Consider the following 20,955-nt stretch of genomic DNA (forward strand, 5'->3'; position numbering starts at 1 on the left):
GATGGCTCCTTATTTTTGCCAGGCAAGTTGATGCAGCATTAATGCCAGAGTTTTGACCCCTTCAGCAAGGTCATTAATGTTGGTACGTTCCGCCGGGTTATGGCTGATACCATTAATGCTGGGGACGAAAATCATACAGGTAGGGACGCGCGGCGCGAAAATTTGCGCGTCATGACCTGCGCCGCTATGCATTATGCGATAGTTCAGTTGTTCGGTTTCACACAGCCTGGTGAGGGCCGCGACCAGTTCGGCGTTCATCGGCACCGGCGCTTCGTCCATCCACAAATCGATATCGATGCTGATATCCATTTCATCGCAGATGGCGCGCATATCGTTTTCCAACTGTTCGGTAAATTCGCGAAGTACCGCGGCGTCCGTATGCCGGCAATCGATTGTAAATGTGGTTTTTCCAGGGACAACATTGACCGTATTCGGCTGCGGCTCAACTTTGCCGAACGTTAATACCAGGGGATCGCCATGCTGTTTGGCTTTTTCAATGGACTGACTGCAAATACGACTGAAGGCATGCACCGTATCGCGACGATAGCCCATTGGCGTTGTGCCTGCATGGTTGGACTCGCCGTTGAGCGTCACCGTGTAGCGACGTTGCCCGACGATGGCGTTGACGACGCCAATCGACTGTCCGTTGCTCTCCAGAACGCAGCCTTGCTCAATATGCAATTCAACAAAGGCGCGGATATCGGTTCGCGCAGCGAGCGGCGCGGCGGGAAGGGTAAATCCGCACGCCTGCATAGCGTCGACAAAGCCTGTGCCTTTGGCGTCCTGGATATGGCGTACCTCTTCAGGATTCGCCAGGCCAAAAATGTTCTTGCTGCCCCAAAAAACGTAAGGGAAACGGCTGCCTTCTTCCTCAGCCATTGATACTACCTCGACGGTGCGCAGCGGCGCGCCGTAGGTCGCTTTTAGCCAGTCGAGCGCCAGCCAGGCGGCAAGCGCGCCAAATTGCCCGTCCAGATTGCCGCCGTTGACGACCGTATCAATATGCGAACCGCTTAAAATCACCTGCTCCGGAAATTGTGTGCCGCAAAGGCGGCCATATAAATTTCCGACGTCATCAAAGCGTGTTTCCAGACCGCTTTCTGCCATTCGCTTTTTAAACTGCTGCTGTGTTTCCAGCCACTCAGGCGAATAAAGTAAACGCGTCATTCCACCCGTAGGATCGGCTCCAATGGAGGAGAGCCAGGGCAATGTTTCTTCTATCGCGTGGCGAAAATGCTTTATCATAGGAAATTCCTGTTTCAATAATTATTGGGCAAAGGGATTTTTTGTTTCGTATGACTTGAGATAGAGGGCATCGGAAATCAGATATTGATAAATATCATCAACAATATCGATACCATTCATATCGGCATTTTTCTGTTTAATATCCTGATCCTGTCCAGGATAATAAACCTGTTTAAAACCGGGGGCGGGCTTCACGGAATTGAGTTCCTGCATGGTCTGACTAATATGTTTGCGGAATAATTCACAGGAAGAAAAGAACGCCGGATTAATGACCAGATGAAGTTGTCCTAAATTGCGTCCGGCGTGTAAATCTTCATACATCGAACTGACCTGGCGGCCAAACGGCAGCCCCAGCAGAATACCGGACAGAATATCGATCATCATCATCAGGCCGTAGCCTTTCGGGCCTGCGGCGGGTAATAACGCATTGACGGCAAAAGGATCATGTGTCGGCGCGCCGTTTTTATCAACGGCCCAACTCTCCGGAATGGACTCATTGCGGGACCGTGCATCGAGGACTTTTCCCCAGGCCTGCACGGTGGTGGCCATATCGAAGGTAATGATGTCATCGCCTTCGCCCGGCGCGGCAAAGGCCAGCGGATTAGTGCCATAGTAAATATCCGCCCCGCCAAACGGCACGACCATAGGATCGGACTGACAGATAGACAGACCGATCAGGCCTTCGCGAGCAGCCTGGCGGACGAAATAAGAGATGGCGCCGCTATGGCCCATTCTGCTAATGCCGACAACCGCGACGCCATTTTTTTTGGCTATTTCAATAGCATGCTCCATTCCCATTTTGGCTGCGACCTGTCCGGCAGCATTATCGGCATGCAGTATCGCCGTACAGGGACCGGTATTCTCAATGCGGAACGTCGGCTCCCGGTTGGTGCCGCCTTTTGAAATTCGTTCGGCATAATATTCAACGCGTACGGCGCCATGTGAGTGAATACCTCTGGCATCTGCATAAACCAGTACGTCGGCGACGGTAGCGGCGTGCTCACGTTTTAGTCCGGCTTTATAAAGCTTATTTTCGATAAGCTGATGGAGTGTTTCCCGACTGATTTTCATCTGTCTTCCTTTTTAACGACGGTGTGAAGCATGACTGCGATTAACATACCGGGAAAATAAAATGATTATGTGATCCAGACAGGCAAAAAAATATAATTAGAATTTATTTGATAATCAGGCGGGTTTTATCTTTTTGCTTAAATAAAAAGCTTTTTTAGAAAATCATAACTAATCCTTTAGCCGTTGTTTGAATTCTTTTGTTAATAAATTTGATGTGACGTTAATCACTCTATTTACCCTCCCGGATATATACCGTGAAGCGCACATTAACACTGCTCGTGCAATTGCAATGGGTGCAATTATTAAGGAGTTGTTATGATCCACGCCTTTATTAAAAAAGGGTGTTTTCAGGACTCTGTCAGCTTAATGATTATTTCTCGAAAGCTGAGTGAGTCCGAAAATGTTGATGATGTATCGGTAATGATGGGAACGCCTGCGAATAAGTCGCTGCTGGAAACTACCGGTTTCTGGCATGACGATTTTCATGGCGCTACGCCCAATGACATTTGCGTGGCGATTCGTACCGAAGCGGTAGATGACGGCATTACGCAGGTGATTGTGCAACAGCTCGAAGAAGCATTGCAGCAGTTGGCGCAGGGAAGCAGCGGCAGCCAGTCGTTAATCCAGGTCAGACGCTGGGAAAGCGCCTGTCAGAAACTGCCAGAGGCGAATCTGGCGCTGGTATCGGTGGCCGGCGAATATGCGGCGGAACTGGCAGAGCAGGCGCTGGATCGTTCGTTGAACGTGATGATCTTCTCCGATAATGTCACGCTGGACGATGAAATCAGACTAAAACGCCGGGCGCGTGATAAAGGACTGCTGGTCATGGGGCCGGATTGCGGCACCGCTATGATCGCCAATACGCCGCTGGCTTTCGCTAACGTCATGCCAGAGGGCAACATCGGGGTGATTGGCGCTTCCGGCACCGGTATTCAGGAGCTCTGTTCACAGATTGCGCTGGCGGGGGAAGGGATTACCCATGCCATCGGGCTTGGCGGACGCGATTTGAGCGCCGAGGTCGGCGGGATCAGCGCGCTAACGGCACTGGACATACTCAGCGCGGATGAAAAGAGCCAGGTGCTGGCCTTTGTCTCCAAACCGCCTGCCGATGCGGTTCGTCAGCATATTATCGCGGCGATGAAAGCCACCGGGAAACCCGTTGTAGCGCTGTTCTTAGGGTTTTCCTCCCTCGTTGCGCGTGAGGAAAACGTCTGGTTTGCCTCGACGCTGGATGAAGCCGCCCGACTGGCATGTTTATTGTCTCGCGTGACGTCGCAGCGTAAAGAAATGGTTTCAACAGGCGGCGTGATTCGTGGTCTCTATACCGGCGGAACGCTGGCGGCGGAAGCGGCGGGACTGCTGGCCGGCTATCTGGGCGTCGCGGCGGATACGGAACATCACCATGGCATGATGCTTGACGCTGACGGCCACCAGATTATCGATCTGGGCGATGACTTTTATACCGTTGGGCGACCACATCCGATGATCGACCCGGCGTTACGTAATCAGCTTATCGCCGGGCTTGGCACGCAGCCGCAGGTACGCGTGTTATTAGTGGACGTCGTTATTGGTTTTGGCGCGACCGCCGATCCCGCCGCATCGCTGATTCAGGCCTGGCAGAAGGCATGTGCCGCACGCGCCAGCGATCAGCCGCTGTTCGCCATCGCAACCGTCACCGGAACGGAACGCGATCCTCAGTGCCGCTCGCAACAAATCGCCGCGCTCGAAGATGTCGGCATCACGGTAGTGGATTCTCTTCCCGAAGCCACTCTGTTGGCCGCGGAACTGATTCGACCCACTCTCTCTTCCACTCATCCATCAGCTCCCCGGTTACTGGAAGCGGTAGCGGTGATTAATGCCGGGTTACGTAGCTTCGCGCTGGATTTACAGGCTGCCGGTATGCCCGTGGTGCACTACCAGTGGGCGCCTGTCGCTGGCGGTAATAAAAAACTGGCTCGTCTGTTAGAACGTTTGCAATAAGGGGTTCCCATGTTTACATCAGTGGCGCAAGCCAACGCTGCAGTCATCGAACAAATTCGTCGCGCACGTCCGCACTGGCTGGATGTGAAGCCAGCTTCTTCATTAATTAGCGTGCTCAATCAGGGGAAAACGCTTCTTCATGCCGGCCCGCCGATGCGCTGGCAAGAGATGACCGGCCCGATGAAAGGCGCCTGTATCGGCGCATGCCTGTTTGAAGGATGGGCCAAAGATGAAATGAGCGCGCTCGCGCTGTTAGAGCAGGGAAAGGTCAACTTTATTCCCTGCCATCACGTTAACGCCGTGGGGCCGATGGGCGGTATTACCTCAGCCAGTATGCCGATGCTGGTCGTGGAAAATATCACCGATGGCAATCGCGCGTACTGCAATCTCAACGAAGGGATCGGCAAAGTGATGCGTTTCGGCGCCTATGGCGAGGATGTTCAGCAACGTTTGCGCTGGATGCGTGATGTGCTGATGCCGGTATTAAGCGCGGCGCTGGGACGTCTGGAGCGGGGCCTCGACCTGACCGCAATGATGGCGCAGGGCATTACGATGGGAGATGAATTCCACCAGCGCAATATCGCCTCTTCCGCATTGCTGATGCGCACGTTGGCGCCGCATATCGCCCGTCTGGAACACGATAAGCAGCAGATAGCGGAAGTGATGGATTTTCTGAGCGTCACCGATCAATTCTTCCTTAATCTGGCGATGGCCTACTGTAAAGCCGCCATGGACGCGGGCGCGCAGATTCGCGCCGGCAGTATTGTGACGGCGATGACCCGCAATGGCGATATGTTTGGCATTCGGGTTAGCGGTCTGGGCGACCGTTGGTTCACCGCGCCTGTTAATACGCCGCAGGGGCTATTTTTTACCGGTTTTTCGCAGGATCAGGCCAACCCGGACATGGGCGACAGCGCCATTACTGAAACGTTTGGTATTGGCGGCGCTGCGATGATTGCCGCGCCTGGCGTAACGCGTTTTGTCGGTGCCGGGGGAATGGAAGCGGCGAAATCTGTTTCTGAAGAGATGGCTGAAATTTATCTCGAACGCAACATGCAGCTACAAATCCCCGGCTGGGATTTTCAGGGGGCCTGTCTGGGACTGGATATCCGCCGCGTGGTCGAGACCGGAATTACGCCGCTGATTAACACGGGTATCGCGCATAAAGAGGCGGGGATTGGCCAGATTGGCGCGGGAACCGTCCGTGCGCCGCTGGCCTGTTTCGAGCAGGCGCTGGAAGCGCTGGCGGAAAGCATGGGCGTAAGTTAAGAGAGCGTCTCATGAAATGTATCCATCCTCTTATGGCAAGCCGACAATCGGCGGATTATCGGCAACCCTGGCAGATGTCAGGGGTATGGCGTCGCTCTATTAATTTTGTGGCGAAAAGCGGTGAGTTATTAACGCTTCACCGTCGGGGGAGCGGCTTCAGTCCGGGAGGGTGGATACTGCGCGGCGGCGATTTTGACGCATTGCGCGATGTGCTCACCGATGGCGAAAAACCGCAGTCAACCGCTGCCGGTATTCAGATTGGCGAGTTTCTTTTATGCGAGCCGGAGAGGCGCTGTTCGCTGCGGGTTCCGCGCTATCTTGCGTCGCCGCGTCTTAACGCGACGTACATGCAGCGTAGTGAGGAGACGGGACTGTTTGGGCCGTTAACCGTCGCCGCAGCCCAGCCTCTATGTCCGGAACTTCGCCAGTTTTGTCACTGCTTTCAGTCGGCGCTTGCAGGTGCTGCGACTGACTGGCGGCTATGGCTGGGTAAAGGGCCGGGCTTAACGCCCAGTCATGACGACACGCTGACGGGAATGTTGCTGGCGGCCTGGTATTTTGGCGCCATAGATGAACGCGCCGGGCGTAATTTTTTTGCCCAATCCGGCAGCCTTGATCGGGCGACGACGCTCGTGAGCGTTAGCTATTTACGCTATGCGGCTATGGGTTATTTCGCGTCGCCTTTACTCCACTTTATTCATGCGCTGCGACGAGATGCTCGCACAGAAACGGCGATTGACGGACTGCTGGCGCTGGGGCACACCTCTGGCGCGGATACGCTGCTGGGGTTCTGGCTTGGACAACAAATAGTAAAAGGATAGGGAATGAAAACGTTGGTAGTTGCTCTTGGCGGCAACGCATTATTGCAGCGCGGAGAAGCGCTAACGGCAGAGAATCAATATCGCAATATTGCCGACGCGGTGCCTGCGCTGGCGCGACTTGCCCGCTCGTATCGGCTGGCGATAGTACATGGCAACGGCCCCCAGGTCGGCCTGTTGGCTTTACAGAACCTTGCCTGGAAAGCCGTTGAGCCTTATCCGCTGGATGTGCTGGTAGCGGAAAGTCAGGGCATGATCGGCTATATGCTGGCACAGCGTCTGGCGCTTGAACCCGACATGCCGCCGGTGACTACAGTATTAACGCGAATAAAGGTATCGGCGGACGATCCTGCTTTTCTTGAACCGGAAAAGTTTATTGGTCCCGTTTATTCGCCAGAAGAGCAAATGGCGCTGGAAGCGACTTATGGCTGGCATATGAAACGTGATGGAAAATATCTGCGCCGTGTCGTCGCTTCCCCGGCGCCGCGTCAGATTATCGAAAGCGCCGCTATTGAGTTATTGCTAAAAGAGGGCCATGTGGTGATTTGCAGCGGCGGTGGCGGGGTACCTGTTGCTGGCGAGGGCGAAGGGGTCGAGGCGGTGATAGATAAAGACCTGGCGGCGGCATTGCTGGCGGAGCAGATAGCGGCCGATGGTCTGATCATTTTGACGGATGCGGATGCGGTGTATGAACATTGGGGAACGCCGCAGCAGCGCGCTATTCGTCAGGCTTCGCCCGATGAGCTGGCGCCGTTTGCCAAAGCCGATGGCGCGATGGGACCGAAGGTGACCGCGGTAAGCGGGTATGTGAAGCGGTGCGGAAAGCCAGCATGGATTGGCGCGCTGTCGCGTATTGACGATACCCTGGCGGGCAGGGCGGGAACCTGCATCTGTCTGTGATCGCGACGGGCGGCAACAGAGAATGCGCCGCCCACGCTGTTTATTTAAGCTTACTTTGCGCCCAGATAATGCCGCTGGCGTATTCGCCCGGCAGGAGCGGAGAGAGCGCTTCCAGGGTGGCGCTAAGACGTGACGTATCGCTGTCGGTCAGATTCAGATGGCCGACTTTTCGCCCCGGACGTACCGCTTTATCATACCAGTGCAGATGTACCAGCGGCAGCTTCAGCCAGTCGTAATTCAGCTCGCTGCCGATCAGATTGATCATCACCGACGGGGCGTTAATCACCGGCGCGGGCAACGGCAGGCCGGTAATCGCGCGCAAATGCAATTCAAACTGACTGATGCTGGCGCCATTTTGCGTCCAGTGTCCGCTGTTATGCACGCGCGGCGCCAGTTCATTGATTAACAGGCCTTCCGGCGTGATAAAACATTCCATCGCCATTACGCCGACGTAGTTCAACGCCTGCATAATTGCTGACAGCATCGATTCCGCCTGCTCCTGCTGTTCGGCGTTCGCCTGTGGGAACGCGACGCTGGTCCGCAAGATGCCGTCCTGATGCAAATTGTGCGTTAGCGGGTAAAACACGGTACTACCGTCATGAGCGCGCGCGCCGACTAACGACACTTCGCCGGAAAAATGGATACCGCGCTCAACAATACATTCGCCATAGCAGTCATCCGGCAGTTGCCCGGTTTCGTCCGCGCGTAGACGCCACTGCCCGCGACCATCGTAGCCGCCAACGCGACGCTTAATAATCGCCAGTTCGCCCAGACGGTCAAAGATGCCGGACCACTCGTCAGCGCTGGTCAGCAGTTGCCACGGCGCGGTCGCGAGTCCCAGTTTATCGAAAAGCTGTTTTTGTGTCAGACGGTCGGCGATGATCGGAAATACATCGCGATTGACGAATGCCGGGTGGCGCGCCAGCTCGCGGGTAAGCGCGGTTTCCGGCCAGCGCTCAATCTCTGCGGTAATGACGCTCTGCTGTACCGGCACGGCGGTAGGCTCTGCATCCAGACCAACCGGCCAGACGGCGATACCCAGCGGTTCGCCCGCCTGGCGCAGCATTCGGCCCAGTTGCCCGTTGCCGAGAACGCAAACTTGCTTCATAGCGTCCCCCGCGGATCGGGATTTTCCAGAACTTCATCGGTTTGCGCTTTGCGCCAGTCGGCAATGCGCTGATGCAGTTCCGCGTCGTGTTGCGCCAGAATCTGCGCGGCGAGCAGGGCGGCGTTAGCGGCACCGGCTTTACCGATCGCCAGCGTACCCACCGGAATGCCGCGCGGCATCTGCACGATGGAGTAGAGGCTATCCACGCCGCTTAGCGCAGCGCTTTGTACCGGCACGCCGAGTACCGGGACCAGCGTTTTTGCCGCAATCATTCCCGGCAGGTGCGCCGCGCCGCCCGCGCCGGCAATAATCACTTGATATCCGTTCTCTTCCGCCGTTTCGGCGAAGCTGAACAGTTTATCGGGGGTGCGATGAGCGGAAACCACTTCTACATGGTGCGGGACATCCAGAATTTCAAAAATTTCGGCGGCGAATTGCATGGTAGCCCAGTCGCTTTTGGACCCCATCACGATGGCGACACGCGCCGGATTATTGCGGGAAGACATGCGTCTTAAAACTCCTGTGGTGCGGGACACGCTGCTTTTGAGGTGTCAAAGAATAGCATGATAATCAGGCAAGGAAAACGGTTGCGTGTGCGCCGTAACGGACGATTCGACGAACATTTACAGGGGGAAGGCGATTAACTCAACGTTGTCCGGCGTGACTTTTACCATTGAACCTTCATGATGCCATGCGCCTAACACCACGCGGAACGCGGGCTGGTCGTTGGCGGAAAGTTCATGCACCGCCGGGCGGTGGGTATGACCGTGAATCAGCCACTGTACGCGGTGTTTTTCCATTTCGGCGACGACGGTCTGCGCATTGACGTCCATAATATCCAGCGATTTGCTGCTATTGGCGGCTTTACTGCCGGCGCGCATTCTGGCGGCGATACGGCGGCGGATAAACAGCGGCAGGGTAAGGAACAGTCGTTGCACCCACGGATTATGGACTTTGGCGCGAAACGCCTGATATCCGGCATCATCGGTACAAAGCGTATCACCGTGCATAATCAACACGTTGCGGCCATACAGGTCGAGCACCTTTTCCTGCGGCAGTAGAATCATGCCGCTTTCGCGGGCAAAGCGTTTGCCAATCAGGAAGTCGCGATTACCATGAATAAAGAAGCAGGGGACGCCGGAATCAACCAGCGATTTAATGGCAACGGCCATTTCACGATGTAGCGGGTTGGGGTCGTCGTCGCCAATCCAGGCTTCGAAGAGATCGCCAAGAATATACAGCGCGTCGGCCTGACGGGCTTCTACGGCTAAAAAACGCAGAAAACCGGCGACGATCGCCGGTTCTTCCGTTTGCAGATGCAAGTCTGCAATAAACAGTGTCGCCACGATTACTCGCTGACGGTCACGTTTTCAATGATGACGTCTTCTTTTGGTACGTCCTGGTGCATACCGCTACGGCCAGTGGCGACGCCTTTGATTTTATCTACCACGTCCATACCTTCTACGACTTCCGCAAAGACGCAGTAGCCCCAGCCCTGCAGACTTTCGCCGGAGAAGTTCAGGAAGTCGTTGTCTGCCACGTTGATGAAGAATTGCGCGGTAGCCGAGTGTGGCGCCTGAGTACGCGCCATTGCCAGCGTACCACGGGTATTTTTCAGACCATTGTTGGCTTCGTTTTTGATCGCCTCTTTGGTGGCTTTCTGTTTCATGCCCGGCTCAAAGCCGCCGCCCTGAATCATAAAACCGTTAATCACACGGTGGAAAATGGTGTTGTTGTAAAAACCTTCGCGGCAGTAGTCCAGGAAGTTTTTAACTGTTTCAGGCGCTTTATCATCAAAGGTTTTGATTACGATATCGCCGTGATTAGTGTGGAAAGTAACCATTTTTGCATCCTGTTCCAAGAGAGTGGTGCTTTAGCCCGCAATGGGGCACATATAGGGGCTTGTTATAGCATAACCGTAAGCTGCGATCACCTTGCAAAGTGTGCTGCTTCGATTACGAATAATATGTATCATACGGAGATTATTACCCACACACGTCTATACGGAATCTTCGATGTTAAAAATTTTTAATACACTGACGCGCCAAAAAGAGGAATTCAAACCCATTCATGCCGGGGAAGTCGGCATGTACGTGTGTGGTATCACCGTTTACGATCTCTGCCACATTGGTCACGGACGCACGTTTGTCGCTTTTGACGTTGTCGCGCGCTATTTGCGTTTTCTCGGTTATAAGCTGAAGTATGTGCGTAACATTACCGATATCGACGATAAAATTATTAAACGCGCCAATGAAAACGGCGAAAGTTTTGTCGCGCTGGTCGACAGAATGATTGCGGAAATGCATCAGGACTTCGACGCGCTGAATATTCTGCGTCCGGACAGCGAGCCGCGTGCGACGCACCATATTCAGGAAATTATCGAGCTCACCCGCACCTTAATCGAGAAAGGGCACGCCTATGTGGCGGATAACGGCGATGTGATGTTCGATGTACCGACCGATCCGACTTATGGGCAGCTTTCCCGTCAGGATCTTGAGCAGCTTCAGGCGGGCGCGCGCGTAGATGTCGTTGACGTGAAGCGTAACCCGATGGACTTCGTGCTGTGGAAAATGTCGAAAGAGGGCGAGCCGAGCTGGCCGTCGCCGTGGGGCGAAGGGCGTCCGGGCTGGCACATTGAATGTTCGGCGATGAACTGCAAGCAGTTGGGCAACCATTTTGATATTCACGGCGGCGGTTCCGATCTGATGTTCCCGCACCATGAAAACGAGATTGCCCAGTCTACCTGCGCGTATGACGGCGAATACGTCAACTACTGGATGCACTCCGGTATGGTGATGGTGGATCGCGAGAAGATGTCCAAATCGCTGGGCAACTTCTTTACCGTGCGCGACGTGCTGAAATACTACGATGCGGAAACCGTGCGCTACTTCCTGATGTCCGGGCATTACCGTAGCCAACTGAACTACAGCGAAGAGAACCTCAAGCAGGCGCGTGCCTCGCTGGAGCGGTTATACACTGCATTGCGTGGAACGGATAAATCAGCGGCCCCGGCGGGCGGCGAAGCGTTTGAAGCGCGTTTCGTGGAGGCGATGAATGACGATTTCAATACGCCGGAAGCCTACTCCGTCCTGTTTGACATGGCGCGTGAAGTCAACCGTCTGAAGGGCGAAGATATGACCGCCGCATATGCGATGGCGTCTCATCTGCGGAAGATTTCCGGCGTGCTGGGACTGCTGGAGCAGGAGCCGGATGTTTTCCTGCAAAGCGGCGCGCAGGCGGATGACGGTGAAGTTGCGGAAATTGAAGCCTTGATTCAACAGCGTCTGGATGCCCGTAAAGCGAAAGACTGGGCGGCGGCGGACGCGGCGCGCGATCGTCTCGCTGAAATGGGTATTATTCTGGAAGATGGCCCGCAGGGCACCACCTGGCGGCGTAAGTAAGCGCTTTTACAGGCCGCTCTATTTGCATAGAACGGCCTGTTTTTTATTTTTTCGCACCGGGCGAAAGATAAACACACACCGACTCCCCCAGATTCTGATGTTCACACCCGGGTATTGCCCGGCTGTAATGGGCAATAAAGCGGATGACGCTGTCGCCGCTGTTTAGCCCCACATTTCCTTTTCGCAGCAATTCTGCTGGCTGATCGTCGGTGAAAACGTTAGGGGTGAACAGTTTTGCGCCTAATCGTTCAAAAGTGCCAGCACTAACGATAGAGGGTTGATAACCCTGAAGCTGCAACCAGCGGCGGGCATCATTACGTGACCAAATCTGCGCATCGTTTGCTCGCGCAAACACTTCGAGAAGCCAGCCATTCGAATTCTGATAAGGGCCGGAAAAAGGCCACGCAATCAGGTTATAACGGGGACTGTGGAAGAGATTGAGTTTGATAGCGCTATGTAAGAGCGTTTGTAATGCCGTCGCGATATCTGAACGCGGGCGCAAAACGGCAATGCTCTGATTCACCAGGTCATCAGCCAGAAACTCATACAGACCTTGTATATAGAGCGCTGATTCAGCAGTTCCGCAAGTATTCAGATTATGATAAACCCGCCAGTCTCCGTTTGGCTGGCGCATGGCATAGCCAGCATGTGACCAGGTTAAATGTCGGCTCGACATATCTTGCCCCTGGCGAACCAGAATGACGACCGGATCGGGTTGACTGTTAAGCTGCTGTTTGAGCTGTAGCGCCTGATCCATTGTCGCTGCGATGCTCTCCGGCGTGTTTGCTTTTTGGTGACAGTTAGCACTGTCTGCATAAGCGTTGAGCGAGATTGCGCTGAGCCACAGGGCAAACGCGAACCGCTTCATTTGGCCGGTACCGTCTGGTTGCTGGAAAGTCCTGCGTCGTCCTGATTTACCATATGGGCAAGGACTTTGCCCTCTTTTTTCAAATAAGCGCCGGTGCCTTCCTGCGTTTTTTCCAGAGTGACTTTATCACCTGCTTTGAGGTTGCCTTCTTTGACGACATTTAGCGGAACTTGCATTTTAATGTCTTTGTTATCGGGGGACTTAGTGGTTAACAGCGCGGTTTTTTGCTTTTTATTTTCGACAACAGATCCAATGCTCAGGTTGAGCGGCAGCAGTACGGGGGAGAGTATAATTCCGCTAACCAGTGCGGAACTGCCCACGCTGACAACCGCAGACGATGCCGCATACCAGCCAGTGGCAGACATTTCTTCGCTATAGCTGGCGTGGGAAAATGAGAAACAGATGACCGCGGCGGCGAATGTCATTTTATTCATATTGATTCCTTTTAATATGCGTTTTAAGTACCCATAGAAATAACACTAAAATACTTCCCGGCAACCACACCCACAGCAATTCTGAGAGAATGACCTGATGTCCATACGGCGTGATGTAGCTTGAAAGCGCGAACGGCGCGACTTTAATCACCTGCCAGGGCGCAAAAAAACGTTCATCTGACCACGGCCACAGCCATCCGACGCCTTTACCCCCCGTGGTTATCGAATCCAGCAGGCTGTGCGACAACAATGAAACGGTTAAAAACAGCCAGCAGCGCACCTGCCCCGCTCGAAACCATCGTCGTCCCGCGAGTACGCACAACAGGGGGAGGACGAATGCGAAAAGTAAAGAGTGGGTAAATCCGCGATGGCCGAACACGTTGCCGTAGGCGACGCCAAATTTAAAGGCCAGCACGTCGGCATCGGGGAGCATCGCCAGCACAACACCGGCAAACAGCAGGCGAGGAGGGATAACTTTCAGGCCTAAGCCTGCGCCAAGACACAGAGGAACGGCGGCGTGGGTGATAACGGTAGGCATAGCGATGGTTCACAGGGAAATAGCCATGCTAGCAGTTGGAACGCAGAGGATTAAGTGGATGATTATCTGAAAAGACAGCGTAATCAGGCCGGATAAGACGCTTTGCATCGCTATCCGGCACTTGTATCAGGCCACGACGTTCACACTTTGGCCTTCAAAGCTAACGGTTTGCCCGGCGACAATTTTGCAGCGTTTACGCGTTTCAACCACGCCATCAACCTTCACCAACCCGTCGGCAATGGCGATTTTCGCCTGCGCGCCGCTTTCGCTCCAGCCTTCCAGCTTGAGCAGATCGCACAGCTCGACGTGCGGGTGCTTGCCTAAAGAGAATGTCGCCATGTTATTTTCCTTGTGGATCGTGATATTCAATGCACGCCTGCAGCGTGTTTTCGATAAGCGTGGCGACCGTCATCGGGCCGACGCCGCCCGGTACTGGCGTGATGTATGACGCGCGCGCCGCGGCTTCGTCAAACACGACGTCGCCAACGACCTTGCCATTTTCCAGACGGTTAATACCGACATCAATCACAATTGCGCCTTCTTTAATCCATTCGCCGGGAATAAAGCCCGGTTTACCTACGGCGACAATGAGCAAATCAGCATGCTCGACATGGTGACGCAGATCTTTGGTAAAGCGGTGCGTAACGGTAGTCGTACAGCCAGCCAGCAGCAGCTCCATGCTCATCGGGCGTCCAACGATATTGGACGCGCCAATGACCACCGCATTCAGGCCGTAGGTATCAATATTGTAACGCTCAAGCAGGGTCACAATACCGCGGGGCGTACAGGGACGCAGGCGTGGCGCACGCTGACACAGACGACCGACATTATAAGGATGGAAACCGTCTACGTCTTTATCTGGCGCGATACGCTCCAGCACTTTAACGTTGTCGATACCTGCCGGTAAAGGCAACTGCACCAGAATACCGTCGATCGTGTTATCTGCATTCAGAGTATCGATAAGCGCCAGCAGTTCGGCTTCGCTGGTGGTTTCTGGCAAGTCATAGGAGCGGGAGACGAATCCCACTTCGTCGCACGCTTTACGTTTGCTTGCGACATAAATCTGTGAGGCCGGATTGCTGCCGACCAACACCACAGCCAGGCCGGGAGCGCGAAGTCCTGCTGCGACGCGTGCCTGAACTTTTTGAGCAACCTCAGATCGCACCTGCTGCGCAATCGTTTTACCGTCAATAATCTTTGCTGCCATCAGAGAGAAGATTCCATCTGTTACTTCAAGTCAAAGGGGATAACGCTATTTTGTCAGAAGCGGGCCTCGCTGTCAGTTAACGTTTGTGTTTCCGATGCAAACGCGACGTCTCCCCCGTTCGTTGCCGATGCTGAGACGTGACCCGTAAGCGCGCCATGATTAACCAAAAAGAAACAATTCATCACCCTGGCTATGGTTACCGTAATCCCTCGTCGTTAATAGCATCGGGCGGCATAATGCGACATTTTATACAAAATAAGATTAGACCCTTCTTATATCCCAATAAGAATTAGCTTAGGTCATTAAAAGAGTTTGCGGCTATTTTTTATTTAGCGAAATGTTTAATTTATTACCGTGACGAAATGTCATGTTCGCAAAGATTAATTACTGCGTCTGATACTCAGGGGAGAAACAGAAAACTAATTAATCTGCGATATCTATCTTTACAGGATGCAGAGATAAATTTTCTGACATGCTATGTCGATAATAATTCAAACGGAGCCGACAGGATGCCGAAACCGGGTGTGTGTAATTCAAGGGAAATCCATGAAACATAAATTAATGACCTCTACTATTGCGAGTCTGATGTTTGTCGCTGGCGCAGCGGTTGCGGCTGATCCTACTCCGGTGAGCGTGAGTGGCGGTACTATTCATTTCGAAGGTAAACTGGTTAATGCAGCCTGTGCCGTCAGCACTAAATCCGCCGATCAAACGGTGACGCTGGGTCAATACCGTACCGCCAGCTTTACGGCGATTGATGATACGACCGCGCAGGTGCCTTTCTCCATCGTCCTGAATGACTGCGATCCGAAAGTGGCGGCCACCGCTGCCGTGGCTTTCTCTGGTCAGGCAGATAACACCAACCCTAATTTGCTGGCTGTCTCCTCTGCGGACAATAGCACTACCGCAACCGGCGTCGGGATTGAGATTCTTGATAATACCTCTTCACCGTTGAAGCCGGACGGCGCGACCTTCTCGGCGAAGCAGGCGCTGGTTGAAGGCACCAATACGCTGCGTTTTACCGCACGCTATAAGGCAACCGCCGCCGCCACGACGCCAGGCCAGGCTAATGCCGACGCCACCTTTATCATGAAATACGAATAATCCCGTCTGGGAACGCCAGGGAAGGGAGGCGCCTCAACGGAAGAGGCTATCGGGGATAAAAGAGAACATAGCAGATGATAAGGAAAGGCGCGGCGCTAGTGGGGCTTGTTTTGATGTCGCCCGTTATTGCGCAGCCGGTAATGGTGGAGAGCGGGCGTATTCACCTGCGCGGACAACTGGTCAATGGCGGCTGCGCTGTCGCCACAGAAAGCCAGGATTTGCGCGTACTGATGGGACAGTACCGCACGAATGCGTTTACCGGTCCTGGCAGCTTCGCTCCCGTCAGCGTTCCATTTTCGTTACGGTTAATCTCCTGTAGCGCGGAGGTCTGGCGTCATGTCGGCATTGCGTTTGCCGGCGTTACGCCTGCGGAAGATCCCCATGTTTTTCTGGCCAGCGGCGAGGGTATCGGTAATGCCGGAATCGGCCTGGCATTATTTGATGACCAGCAGCGGCAAATCATACCTAACACGTTACCGCTTCATTACACGCCCATTTTAACGTCAGAAATGACTTTGCATTTTACTGCCCGCTATCGGGCAATTTCAGAAAATATGACGCCGGGACGAATTCATTCAGAAGTGTGGTTTACGCTGGTTTACCCATGAATTTTCTTGCCGACGTGACTCAATGCAAAAGGTATTTTTTACCATGCTGAATAGTATAAAATTAGGCTTTATTGTTCTTCTCACGTTATTTACTTCGCTGAACGTACAGGCGGCGGGGGGGATTGCATTAGGCGCCACGCGCGTTATTTATCCCTCGGCGGCGAAACAGACTTCTCTGGCAATCAGTAATAGCGATACTCAAGAACGTTACCTCGTCAATTCATGGATCGAAAATAGCGCCGGGCAGAAAGAAAAAACGTTTATCGTTACGCCGCCTTTATTCGTCAGCGAACCCAAAAGCGAAAACACGCTGCGTATTATCTACGCCGGGCAACCGCTACCCGGGGATCGGGAGTCGTTATTCTGGATGAACGTGAAAGCCATCCCGTCGGTCGATAAAAGTCATATTGAAGGAAAAAACGTTCTGCAACTGGCGATTCTGTCGCGCATCAAACTGTTCGTGCGTCCGGCGAATTTGCCACAGACGCCGGAAGACGCGCCGACCTTGCTGAAATTTTCCCGTGTCGGCAACCATCTCAAGATAACCAACCCATCTGCTTATTACCTCACGCTGGTCAATATCAGCGTGGGCGCGAAAAAGATTGATAACGTGATGATCGCGCCAAAAAGCGACATGCAAATTCCCTTACCGACTGGCGCGCAGGGCAGCGTGACATTTCAGACCGTCAATGATTACGGCGCATTGACGTCGGCGACAACGGCCAGTCTCGGTTAAGCAGAGAGCGTGAAGCCACACGAGAACACGATGAAGAAGACAACCTGGTTTGCAGGGCGATTTCCCGGCTATGTATCACCGTTAAGCGGCGTGGCGCTGTCGGTGCTGGCGGCGCTGTGTCCGCTGACGAGCCGCGGCGAAAGTTATTTCAACCCTGCGTTTTTGTCGGCGGATACCGCGTCCGTGGCGGATTTATCTCGCTTTGAAAAAGGTCATCATCAGCCTCCCGGTATTTACCGGGTGGATATCTGGCGTAACGACGAATTCGTAGCGACGCAGGATATCCGTTTTGAGGCGGGCGCCGTGGGCACCGGCGATAAATCCGGCGGCCTGATGCCTTGTTTTACACCGGAGTGGATTAAACGGCTGGGCGTGAATACCGCGGCGTTCCCTGTCTCAGATAAAGGCGTCGATACCACGTGTATTCACCTTCCTGAGAAAATCCCGGGCGCGGAGGTCGCGTTTGATTTCGCGTCGATGCGCTTAAACATTAGCTTGCCGCAGGCGTCATTGCTCAACAGCGCGCGTGGCTATATCCCGCCGGAAGAGTGGGATGAAGGGATACCTGCCGCACTCATTAATTACAGTTTTACCGGTAGCCGCGGAACAGACAGCGATAGCTATTTTTTGAGTCTGCTGAGCGGGTTGAACTATGGCCCCTGGCGGCTGCGTAATAACGGAGCCTGGAACTATTCGAAAGGGGACGGCTATCATTCGCAACGCTGGAACAACATTGGCACCTGGGTACAGCGCGCCATCATTCCGCTAAAAAGCGAACTGGTCATGGGGGACAGCAATACCGGGAACGATGTTTTCGACAGCGTCGGCTTTCGCGGAGCGCGGCTGTACTCTTCTGACAATATGTATCCCGATAGCCTGCAGGGCTACGCCCCCACGGTCAGAGGGATCGCCCGGACGGCGGCAAAGCTGACGATACGACAGAACGGGTATGTTATCTACCAAAGCTATGTGTCGCCGGGCGCGTTTGCGATTACCGATCTTAATCCTACCTCTTCCAGCGGCGACCTTGAGGTGACGGTAGATGAAAAAGACGGTAGCCAACAACGTTACACGGTGCCTTACTCTACCGTTCCGCTATTGCAGCGTGAGGGCAGGGTGAAGTATGACCTGGTGGCCGGGGATTTTCGCAGCGGCAATAGTCAGCAGTCTTCGCCATTCTTTTTCCAGGGAACGGTGATTGCCGGCCTGCCTGCGGGGCTGACGGCTTACGGCGGTATGCAACTTGCCGATCGTTACCGTGCTGTGGTGGTCGGGGCGGGGCAAAATTTGGGTGACTGGGGGGCCGTGTCGGTCGATGTCACACATGCGCGTAGCCAACTGGCAGATGACAGCACCCATCAGGGGCAATCGTTGCGTTTTCTGTACGCCAAATCGCTGAATAATTACGGGACTAATTTTCAATTGCTGGGTTACCGCTATTCCACGCGCGGATTTTATACCCTGGATGATGTGGCATACCGCAGTATGGAAGGGTACGACTACGAATACGATAGCGACGGACGCCGCCATAAAGTGCCGGTGGCGCAGAGCTACCACAATCTCCGCTACAGCAAAAAAGGCCGCTTTCAGGTCAATATTTCGCAAAACCTGGGGGATTACGGGTCACTGTATCTTTCCGGCAGTCAACAAAATTACTGGAATACGCCGGATACCAATACCTGGTATCAACTGGGATACGCCAGTGGATGGCAAGGCATAAGTTATTCGCTGTCATGGTCGTGGAACGAGTCGGTGGGGATCTCAGGCGCCGACCGCATTCTGGCATTCAATATGTCCGTTCCGTTTAGCGTTCTGACCGGACGGCGTTATGCGCGCGACACTCTTCTTGATCGTACTTATGCCACGTTTAACGCCAACCGCAACCGCGACGGCGACAATAGCTGGCAGACCGGCGTGGGCGGCACGCTTCTGGAAGGACGTAATCTGAGCTACAGCGTGACGCAAGGGCGTAGCAGTAGCAATGGTTATAGCGGCAGCGCCAGCGCTAGCTGGCAGGCGACGTATGGCACGCTGGGCGTGGGATATAACTACGATCGCGATCAGCATGACTATAACTGGCAACTTTCCGGCGGCGTGGTCGGTCATGCGGATGGTATTACGTTTAGCCAACCGTTGGGCGATACCAATGTCTTGATTAAAGCGCCGGGAGCGAAAGGCGTGCGCATCGAAAACCAGACCGGCGTGAAAACGGACTGGCGGGGTTATGCGGTAATGCCCTACGCCACGGTATATCGCTATAACCGCGTCGCGTTAGATACCAACACGATGGACAACCATACCGATGTCGAAAATAACGTCAGCAGCGTAGTGCCGACAGAGGGCGCGCTGGTGCGGGCTGCTTTTGATACGCGGATAGGCGTAAGGGCAATCATTACCGCGAGGCTTGGCGGACGTCCGTTACCGTTTGGCGCGATAGTACGAGAAACCGCCAGCGGCATTACCAGTATGGTCGGCGATGACGGGCAAATTTATCTGAGCGGCTTGCCGCTAAAAGGTGAACTGTTCATCCAGTGGGGAGAGGGGAAAAACGCGCGTTGTATCGCCCCTTACGCCCTGGCGGAGGATAGCCTGAAGCAGGCGATTACGATAGCCAGCGCGACCTGTATCCGTCCGTCGTCATAAAAGGAAAAATAGAGATGAAAATATACTCAGCGCTATTGCTGGCGGGGACCGCGCTCTTTTTCACCCATCCCGCGCTGGCGACGGTTTGCCGTAATTCAAACGGGACGGCGACCGATATCTTTTACGACCTGTCAGATGTTTTCACCAGCGGCAATAATCAGCCGGGACAGGTGGTGACGCTGCCGGAAAAATCAGGTTGGGTCGGCGTAAACGCGACGTGCCCGGCGGGGACAACGGTGAATTATACCTACCGAAGCTATGTATCAGAATTACCGGTACAAAGCATCGAAGGAAATTTTAAATACCTCAAGCTGAATGACTACCTTCTGGGCGCGATGAGCATCACCGATAGTGTCGCTGGCGTATTTTATCCGCCCCGTAACTATATTCTCATGGGCGTCGACTATAACGTGTCGCAGCAAAAGCCGTTTGGCGTGCAGGACTCAAAGCTGGTTTTTAAATTAAAAGTGATACGGCCTTTTATTAATATGGTGACGATCCCTCGCCAGACAATGTTTACCGTCTATGTGACGACCTCTACCGGCGACGCGTTGAGCACGCCGGTATATACCATTAGCTACAGCGGCAAAGTGGAAGTGCCGCAAAACTGTGAAGTGAATGCCGGACAGGTCGTGGAGTTTGATTTCGGCGATATCGGCGCGTCGTTATTTAGTCAGGCGGGGGCGGGTAATCGTCCACAAGGCGTCACGCCGCAAACGAAAACCATTGCTATCAAATGTACCAACGTCGCGGCGCAGGCCTATTTATCGATGCGGCTTGAAGCCGAAAAGGCCTCAGGGCAGGCGATGGTGTCCGATAATCCGGATTTAGGCTTTGTAGTTGCTAATAGCAACGGTACGCCGCTCACACCCAATAATTTGTCGAGTAAAATTCCGTTTCATCTTGATGATAACGCCGCCGCTCGCGTAGGTATTCGCGCCTGGCCGATCAGCGTGACGGGGATTAAACCGGCGGAAGGGCCGTTTACTGCGCGCGGCTATCTACGAGTCGATTATGATTAAGGA

General features: G+C 54.0%; 21 protein-coding genes. 10 read left to right on the plus strand and 11 right to left on the minus strand.

The annotated features are described in order from the left end of the window. Positions 1-9 precede the first annotated feature (9 nt). On the minus strand, positions 10-1,245 hold the full coding sequence (allC, locus tag ABVN44_RS05115; RefSeq protein ID WP_000589769.1) for an allantoate deiminase: 1,236 nt from the start codon (positions 1,243-1,245) through the stop codon (positions 10-12). A 21-nt stretch (positions 1,246-1,266) separates the two neighbouring features. After that, a complete protein-coding gene (allD, locus tag ABVN44_RS05120) occupies positions 1,267-2,316 on the minus strand; it encodes an ureidoglycolate dehydrogenase (protein WP_000703943.1) in 1,050 nt (349 codons plus the stop codon). Between the two features lie 315 nt (positions 2,317-2,631). On the opposite strand from allD, the gene ABVN44_RS05125 reads away from it, so the two are divergent. From ABVN44_RS05125 to ABVN44_RS05140, 4 genes are read left to right on the plus strand one after another with little or no spacing between them, the layout of a single operon-like run. Further along, positions 2,632-4,296, plus strand: a complete 1,665-nt coding sequence (locus ABVN44_RS05125) for an acyl-CoA synthetase FdrA (protein ID WP_023231611.1) — start codon at positions 2,632-2,634, stop codon at positions 4,294-4,296. Positions 4,297-4,305: 9 nt separating this feature from the next. Further along, positions 4,306-5,565 carry a DUF1116 domain-containing protein gene (locus tag ABVN44_RS05130; protein ID WP_000495330.1) on the plus strand — a complete coding sequence of 420 codons (1,260 nt, stop codon included), beginning with the start codon at positions 4,306-4,308 and terminating at the stop codon, positions 5,563-5,565. An 11-nt stretch (positions 5,566-5,576) separates the two neighbouring features. Continuing rightward, positions 5,577-6,386, plus strand: coding sequence for a DUF2877 domain-containing protein (locus tag ABVN44_RS05135; RefSeq protein ID WP_017465363.1), 810 nt, complete (start codon positions 5,577-5,579; stop codon positions 6,384-6,386). Positions 6,387-6,389: 3 nt separating this feature from the next. Next, positions 6,390-7,283, plus strand: a complete 894-nt coding sequence (locus ABVN44_RS05140; RefSeq protein WP_000855343.1) for a carbamate kinase — start codon at positions 6,390-6,392, stop codon at positions 7,281-7,283. A 40-nt stretch (positions 7,284-7,323) separates the two neighbouring features. Here the strand turns inward: ABVN44_RS05140 and purK are convergent, their stop codons facing one another. From purK to ppiB, 4 genes are all read right to left on the minus strand, one after another. Continuing rightward, a complete protein-coding gene (gene purK / locus ABVN44_RS05145; protein ID WP_000815601.1) occupies positions 7,324-8,391 on the minus strand; it encodes a 5-(carboxyamino)imidazole ribonucleotide synthase in 1,068 nt (355 codons plus the stop codon). Then, positions 8,388-8,897, minus strand: a complete 510-nt coding sequence (purE, locus tag ABVN44_RS05150; protein WP_000098736.1) for a 5-(carboxyamino)imidazole ribonucleotide mutase — start codon at positions 8,895-8,897, stop codon at positions 8,388-8,390. Before purE ends, purK begins: the two co-directional genes overlap by 4 nt. Positions 8,898-9,014: 117 nt before the next feature. Next, positions 9,015-9,737 carry a UDP-2,3-diacylglucosamine diphosphatase gene (gene lpxH, locus ABVN44_RS05155; RefSeq protein ID WP_000212284.1) on the minus strand — a complete coding sequence of 241 codons (723 nt, stop codon included), beginning with the start codon at positions 9,735-9,737 and terminating at the stop codon, positions 9,015-9,017. Positions 9,738-9,739: 2 nt separating this feature from the next. Then, positions 9,740-10,234: a peptidylprolyl isomerase B gene (gene ppiB / locus ABVN44_RS05160; protein ID WP_000255991.1), complete on the minus strand. Its 495-nt coding sequence runs from the start codon at positions 10,232-10,234 to the stop codon at positions 9,740-9,742. Between the two features lie 172 nt (positions 10,235-10,406). Here ppiB and cysS point away from each other — a divergent pair, with 172 nt between their 5' ends. Further along, positions 10,407-11,792, plus strand: coding sequence for a cysteine--tRNA ligase (cysS, locus tag ABVN44_RS05165; RefSeq protein WP_023231612.1), 1,386 nt, complete (start codon positions 10,407-10,409; stop codon positions 11,790-11,792). A 43-nt stretch (positions 11,793-11,835) separates the two neighbouring features. Here cysS and ABVN44_RS05170 read toward each other — a convergent pair whose 3' ends face one another. The 5 genes from ABVN44_RS05170 to folD form a co-directional block, all read right to left on the minus strand. Then, positions 11,836-12,660: a DUF2145 domain-containing protein gene (locus ABVN44_RS05170; protein WP_000818111.1), complete on the minus strand. Its 825-nt coding sequence runs from the start codon at positions 12,658-12,660 to the stop codon at positions 11,836-11,838. Continuing rightward, positions 12,657-13,094 carry an STM0539 family protein gene (locus ABVN44_RS05175; protein WP_001038574.1) on the minus strand — a complete coding sequence of 146 codons (438 nt, stop codon included), beginning with the start codon at positions 13,092-13,094 and terminating at the stop codon, positions 12,657-12,659. The genes ABVN44_RS05170 and ABVN44_RS05175 overlap by 4 nt, the downstream gene beginning before the upstream one ends. Continuing rightward, a complete protein-coding gene (locus ABVN44_RS05180; RefSeq protein WP_001143571.1) occupies positions 13,087-13,632 on the minus strand; it encodes a metal-dependent hydrolase in 546 nt (181 codons plus the stop codon). Before ABVN44_RS05180 ends, ABVN44_RS05175 begins: the two co-directional genes overlap by 8 nt. A gap of 126 nt (positions 13,633-13,758) precedes the next feature. Continuing rightward, positions 13,759-13,971 carry a ribosome-associated protein YbcJ gene (gene ybcJ, locus ABVN44_RS05185; protein WP_000190281.1) on the minus strand — a complete coding sequence of 71 codons (213 nt, stop codon included), beginning with the start codon at positions 13,969-13,971 and terminating at the stop codon, positions 13,759-13,761. Between the two features lies 1 nt (position 13,972). Continuing rightward, positions 13,973-14,839, minus strand: a complete 867-nt coding sequence (gene folD, locus ABVN44_RS05190; protein ID WP_000729165.1) for a bifunctional methylenetetrahydrofolate dehydrogenase/methenyltetrahydrofolate cyclohydrolase FolD — start codon at positions 14,837-14,839, stop codon at positions 13,973-13,975. A gap of 546 nt (positions 14,840-15,385) precedes the next feature. Between folD and fimA the strand changes: the two genes are divergently transcribed. The 5 genes from fimA to fimH all read left to right on the plus strand — a co-directional run bounded on the left by fimA (position 15,386) and on the right by fimH (position 20,952). After that, complete coding sequence (gene fimA / locus ABVN44_RS05195; RefSeq protein ID WP_000681025.1) at positions 15,386-15,943, plus strand: type 1 fimbrial protein subunit FimA; 558 nt, start codon at positions 15,386-15,388, stop codon at positions 15,941-15,943. Between the two features lie 74 nt (positions 15,944-16,017). Further along, a complete protein-coding gene (gene fimI, locus ABVN44_RS05200) occupies positions 16,018-16,551 on the plus strand; it encodes a type 1 fimbrial protein subunit FimI (RefSeq protein WP_000619614.1) in 534 nt (177 codons plus the stop codon). A gap of 43 nt (positions 16,552-16,594) precedes the next feature. Then, positions 16,595-17,287 carry a type 1 fimbria chaperone FimC gene (gene fimC, locus ABVN44_RS05205; RefSeq protein WP_001519112.1) on the plus strand — a complete coding sequence of 231 codons (693 nt, stop codon included), beginning with the start codon at positions 16,595-16,597 and terminating at the stop codon, positions 17,285-17,287. Between the two features lie 30 nt (positions 17,288-17,317). Then, positions 17,318-19,930: a fimbrial biogenesis usher protein gene (locus ABVN44_RS05210; RefSeq protein ID WP_023231613.1), complete on the plus strand. Its 2,613-nt coding sequence runs from the start codon at positions 17,318-17,320 to the stop codon at positions 19,928-19,930. A gap of 14 nt (positions 19,931-19,944) precedes the next feature. After that, entirely contained in the window at positions 19,945-20,952 is a 1,008-nt protein-coding gene (gene fimH, locus ABVN44_RS05215) for a type 1 fimbria D-mannose specific adhesin FimH (protein ID WP_023231614.1), read from the plus strand. Positions 20,953-20,955 lie beyond the last annotated feature (3 nt).

Source organism: Salmonella sp. SJTUF15570 (assembly GCF_043357055.1).
GTDB lineage: Bacteria > Pseudomonadota > Gammaproteobacteria > Enterobacterales > Enterobacteriaceae > Salmonella > Salmonella enterica.

Bases quoted from the DNA above. Each gene is read 5' to 3' on its own strand.
- ABVN44_RS05210 (WP_023231613.1), top strand. From the start codon at position 17,318: ATGAAGAAGACAACCTGGTTTGCAGGGCGATTTCCCGGCTATGTATCA.
- ABVN44_RS05180 (WP_001143571.1), bottom strand. From the start codon at position 13,632: ATGCCTACCGTTATCACCCACGCCGCCGTTCCTCTGTGTCTTGGCGCA.
- ABVN44_RS05170 (WP_000818111.1), bottom strand. From the start codon at position 12,660: ATGAAGCGGTTCGCGTTTGCCCTGTGGCTCAGCGCAATCTCGCTCAAC.
- allD (WP_000703943.1), bottom strand. From the start codon at position 2,316: ATGAAAATCAGTCGGGAAACACTCCATCAGCTTATCGAAAATAAGCTT.
- ABVN44_RS05175 (WP_001038574.1), bottom strand. From the start codon at position 13,094: ATGAATAAAATGACATTCGCCGCCGCGGTCATCTGTTTCTCATTTTCC.
- ABVN44_RS05140 (WP_000855343.1), top strand. From the start codon at position 6,390: ATGAAAACGTTGGTAGTTGCTCTTGGCGGCAACGCATTATTGCAGCGC.
- folD (WP_000729165.1), bottom strand. From the start codon at position 14,839: ATGGCAGCAAAGATTATTGACGGTAAAACGATTGCGCAGCAGGTGCGA.
- ABVN44_RS05135 (WP_017465363.1), top strand. From the start codon at position 5,577: ATGAAATGTATCCATCCTCTTATGGCAAGCCGACAATCGGCGGATTAT.
- ABVN44_RS05125 (WP_023231611.1), top strand. From the start codon at position 2,632: ATGATCCACGCCTTTATTAAAAAAGGGTGTTTTCAGGACTCTGTCAGC.
- allC (WP_000589769.1), bottom strand. From the start codon at position 1,245: ATGATAAAGCATTTTCGCCACGCGATAGAAGAAACATTGCCCTGGCTC.
- cysS (WP_023231612.1), top strand. From the start codon at position 10,407: ATGTTAAAAATTTTTAATACACTGACGCGCCAAAAAGAGGAATTCAAA.
- fimC (WP_001519112.1), top strand. From the start codon at position 16,595: ATGCTGAATAGTATAAAATTAGGCTTTATTGTTCTTCTCACGTTATTT.
- fimA (WP_000681025.1), top strand. From the start codon at position 15,386: ATGAAACATAAATTAATGACCTCTACTATTGCGAGTCTGATGTTTGTC.
- fimI (WP_000619614.1), top strand. From the start codon at position 16,018: ATGATAAGGAAAGGCGCGGCGCTAGTGGGGCTTGTTTTGATGTCGCCC.
- ppiB (WP_000255991.1), bottom strand. From the start codon at position 10,234: ATGGTTACTTTCCACACTAATCACGGCGATATCGTAATCAAAACCTTT.
- purE (WP_000098736.1), bottom strand. From the start codon at position 8,897: ATGTCTTCCCGCAATAATCCGGCGCGTGTCGCCATCGTGATGGGGTCC.
- ybcJ (WP_000190281.1), bottom strand. From the start codon at position 13,971: ATGGCGACATTCTCTTTAGGCAAGCACCCGCACGTCGAGCTGTGCGAT.
- purK (WP_000815601.1), bottom strand. From the start codon at position 8,391: ATGAAGCAAGTTTGCGTTCTCGGCAACGGGCAACTGGGCCGAATGCTG.
- ABVN44_RS05130 (WP_000495330.1), top strand. From the start codon at position 4,306: ATGTTTACATCAGTGGCGCAAGCCAACGCTGCAGTCATCGAACAAATT.
- fimH (WP_023231614.1), top strand. From the start codon at position 19,945: ATGAAAATATACTCAGCGCTATTGCTGGCGGGGACCGCGCTCTTTTTC.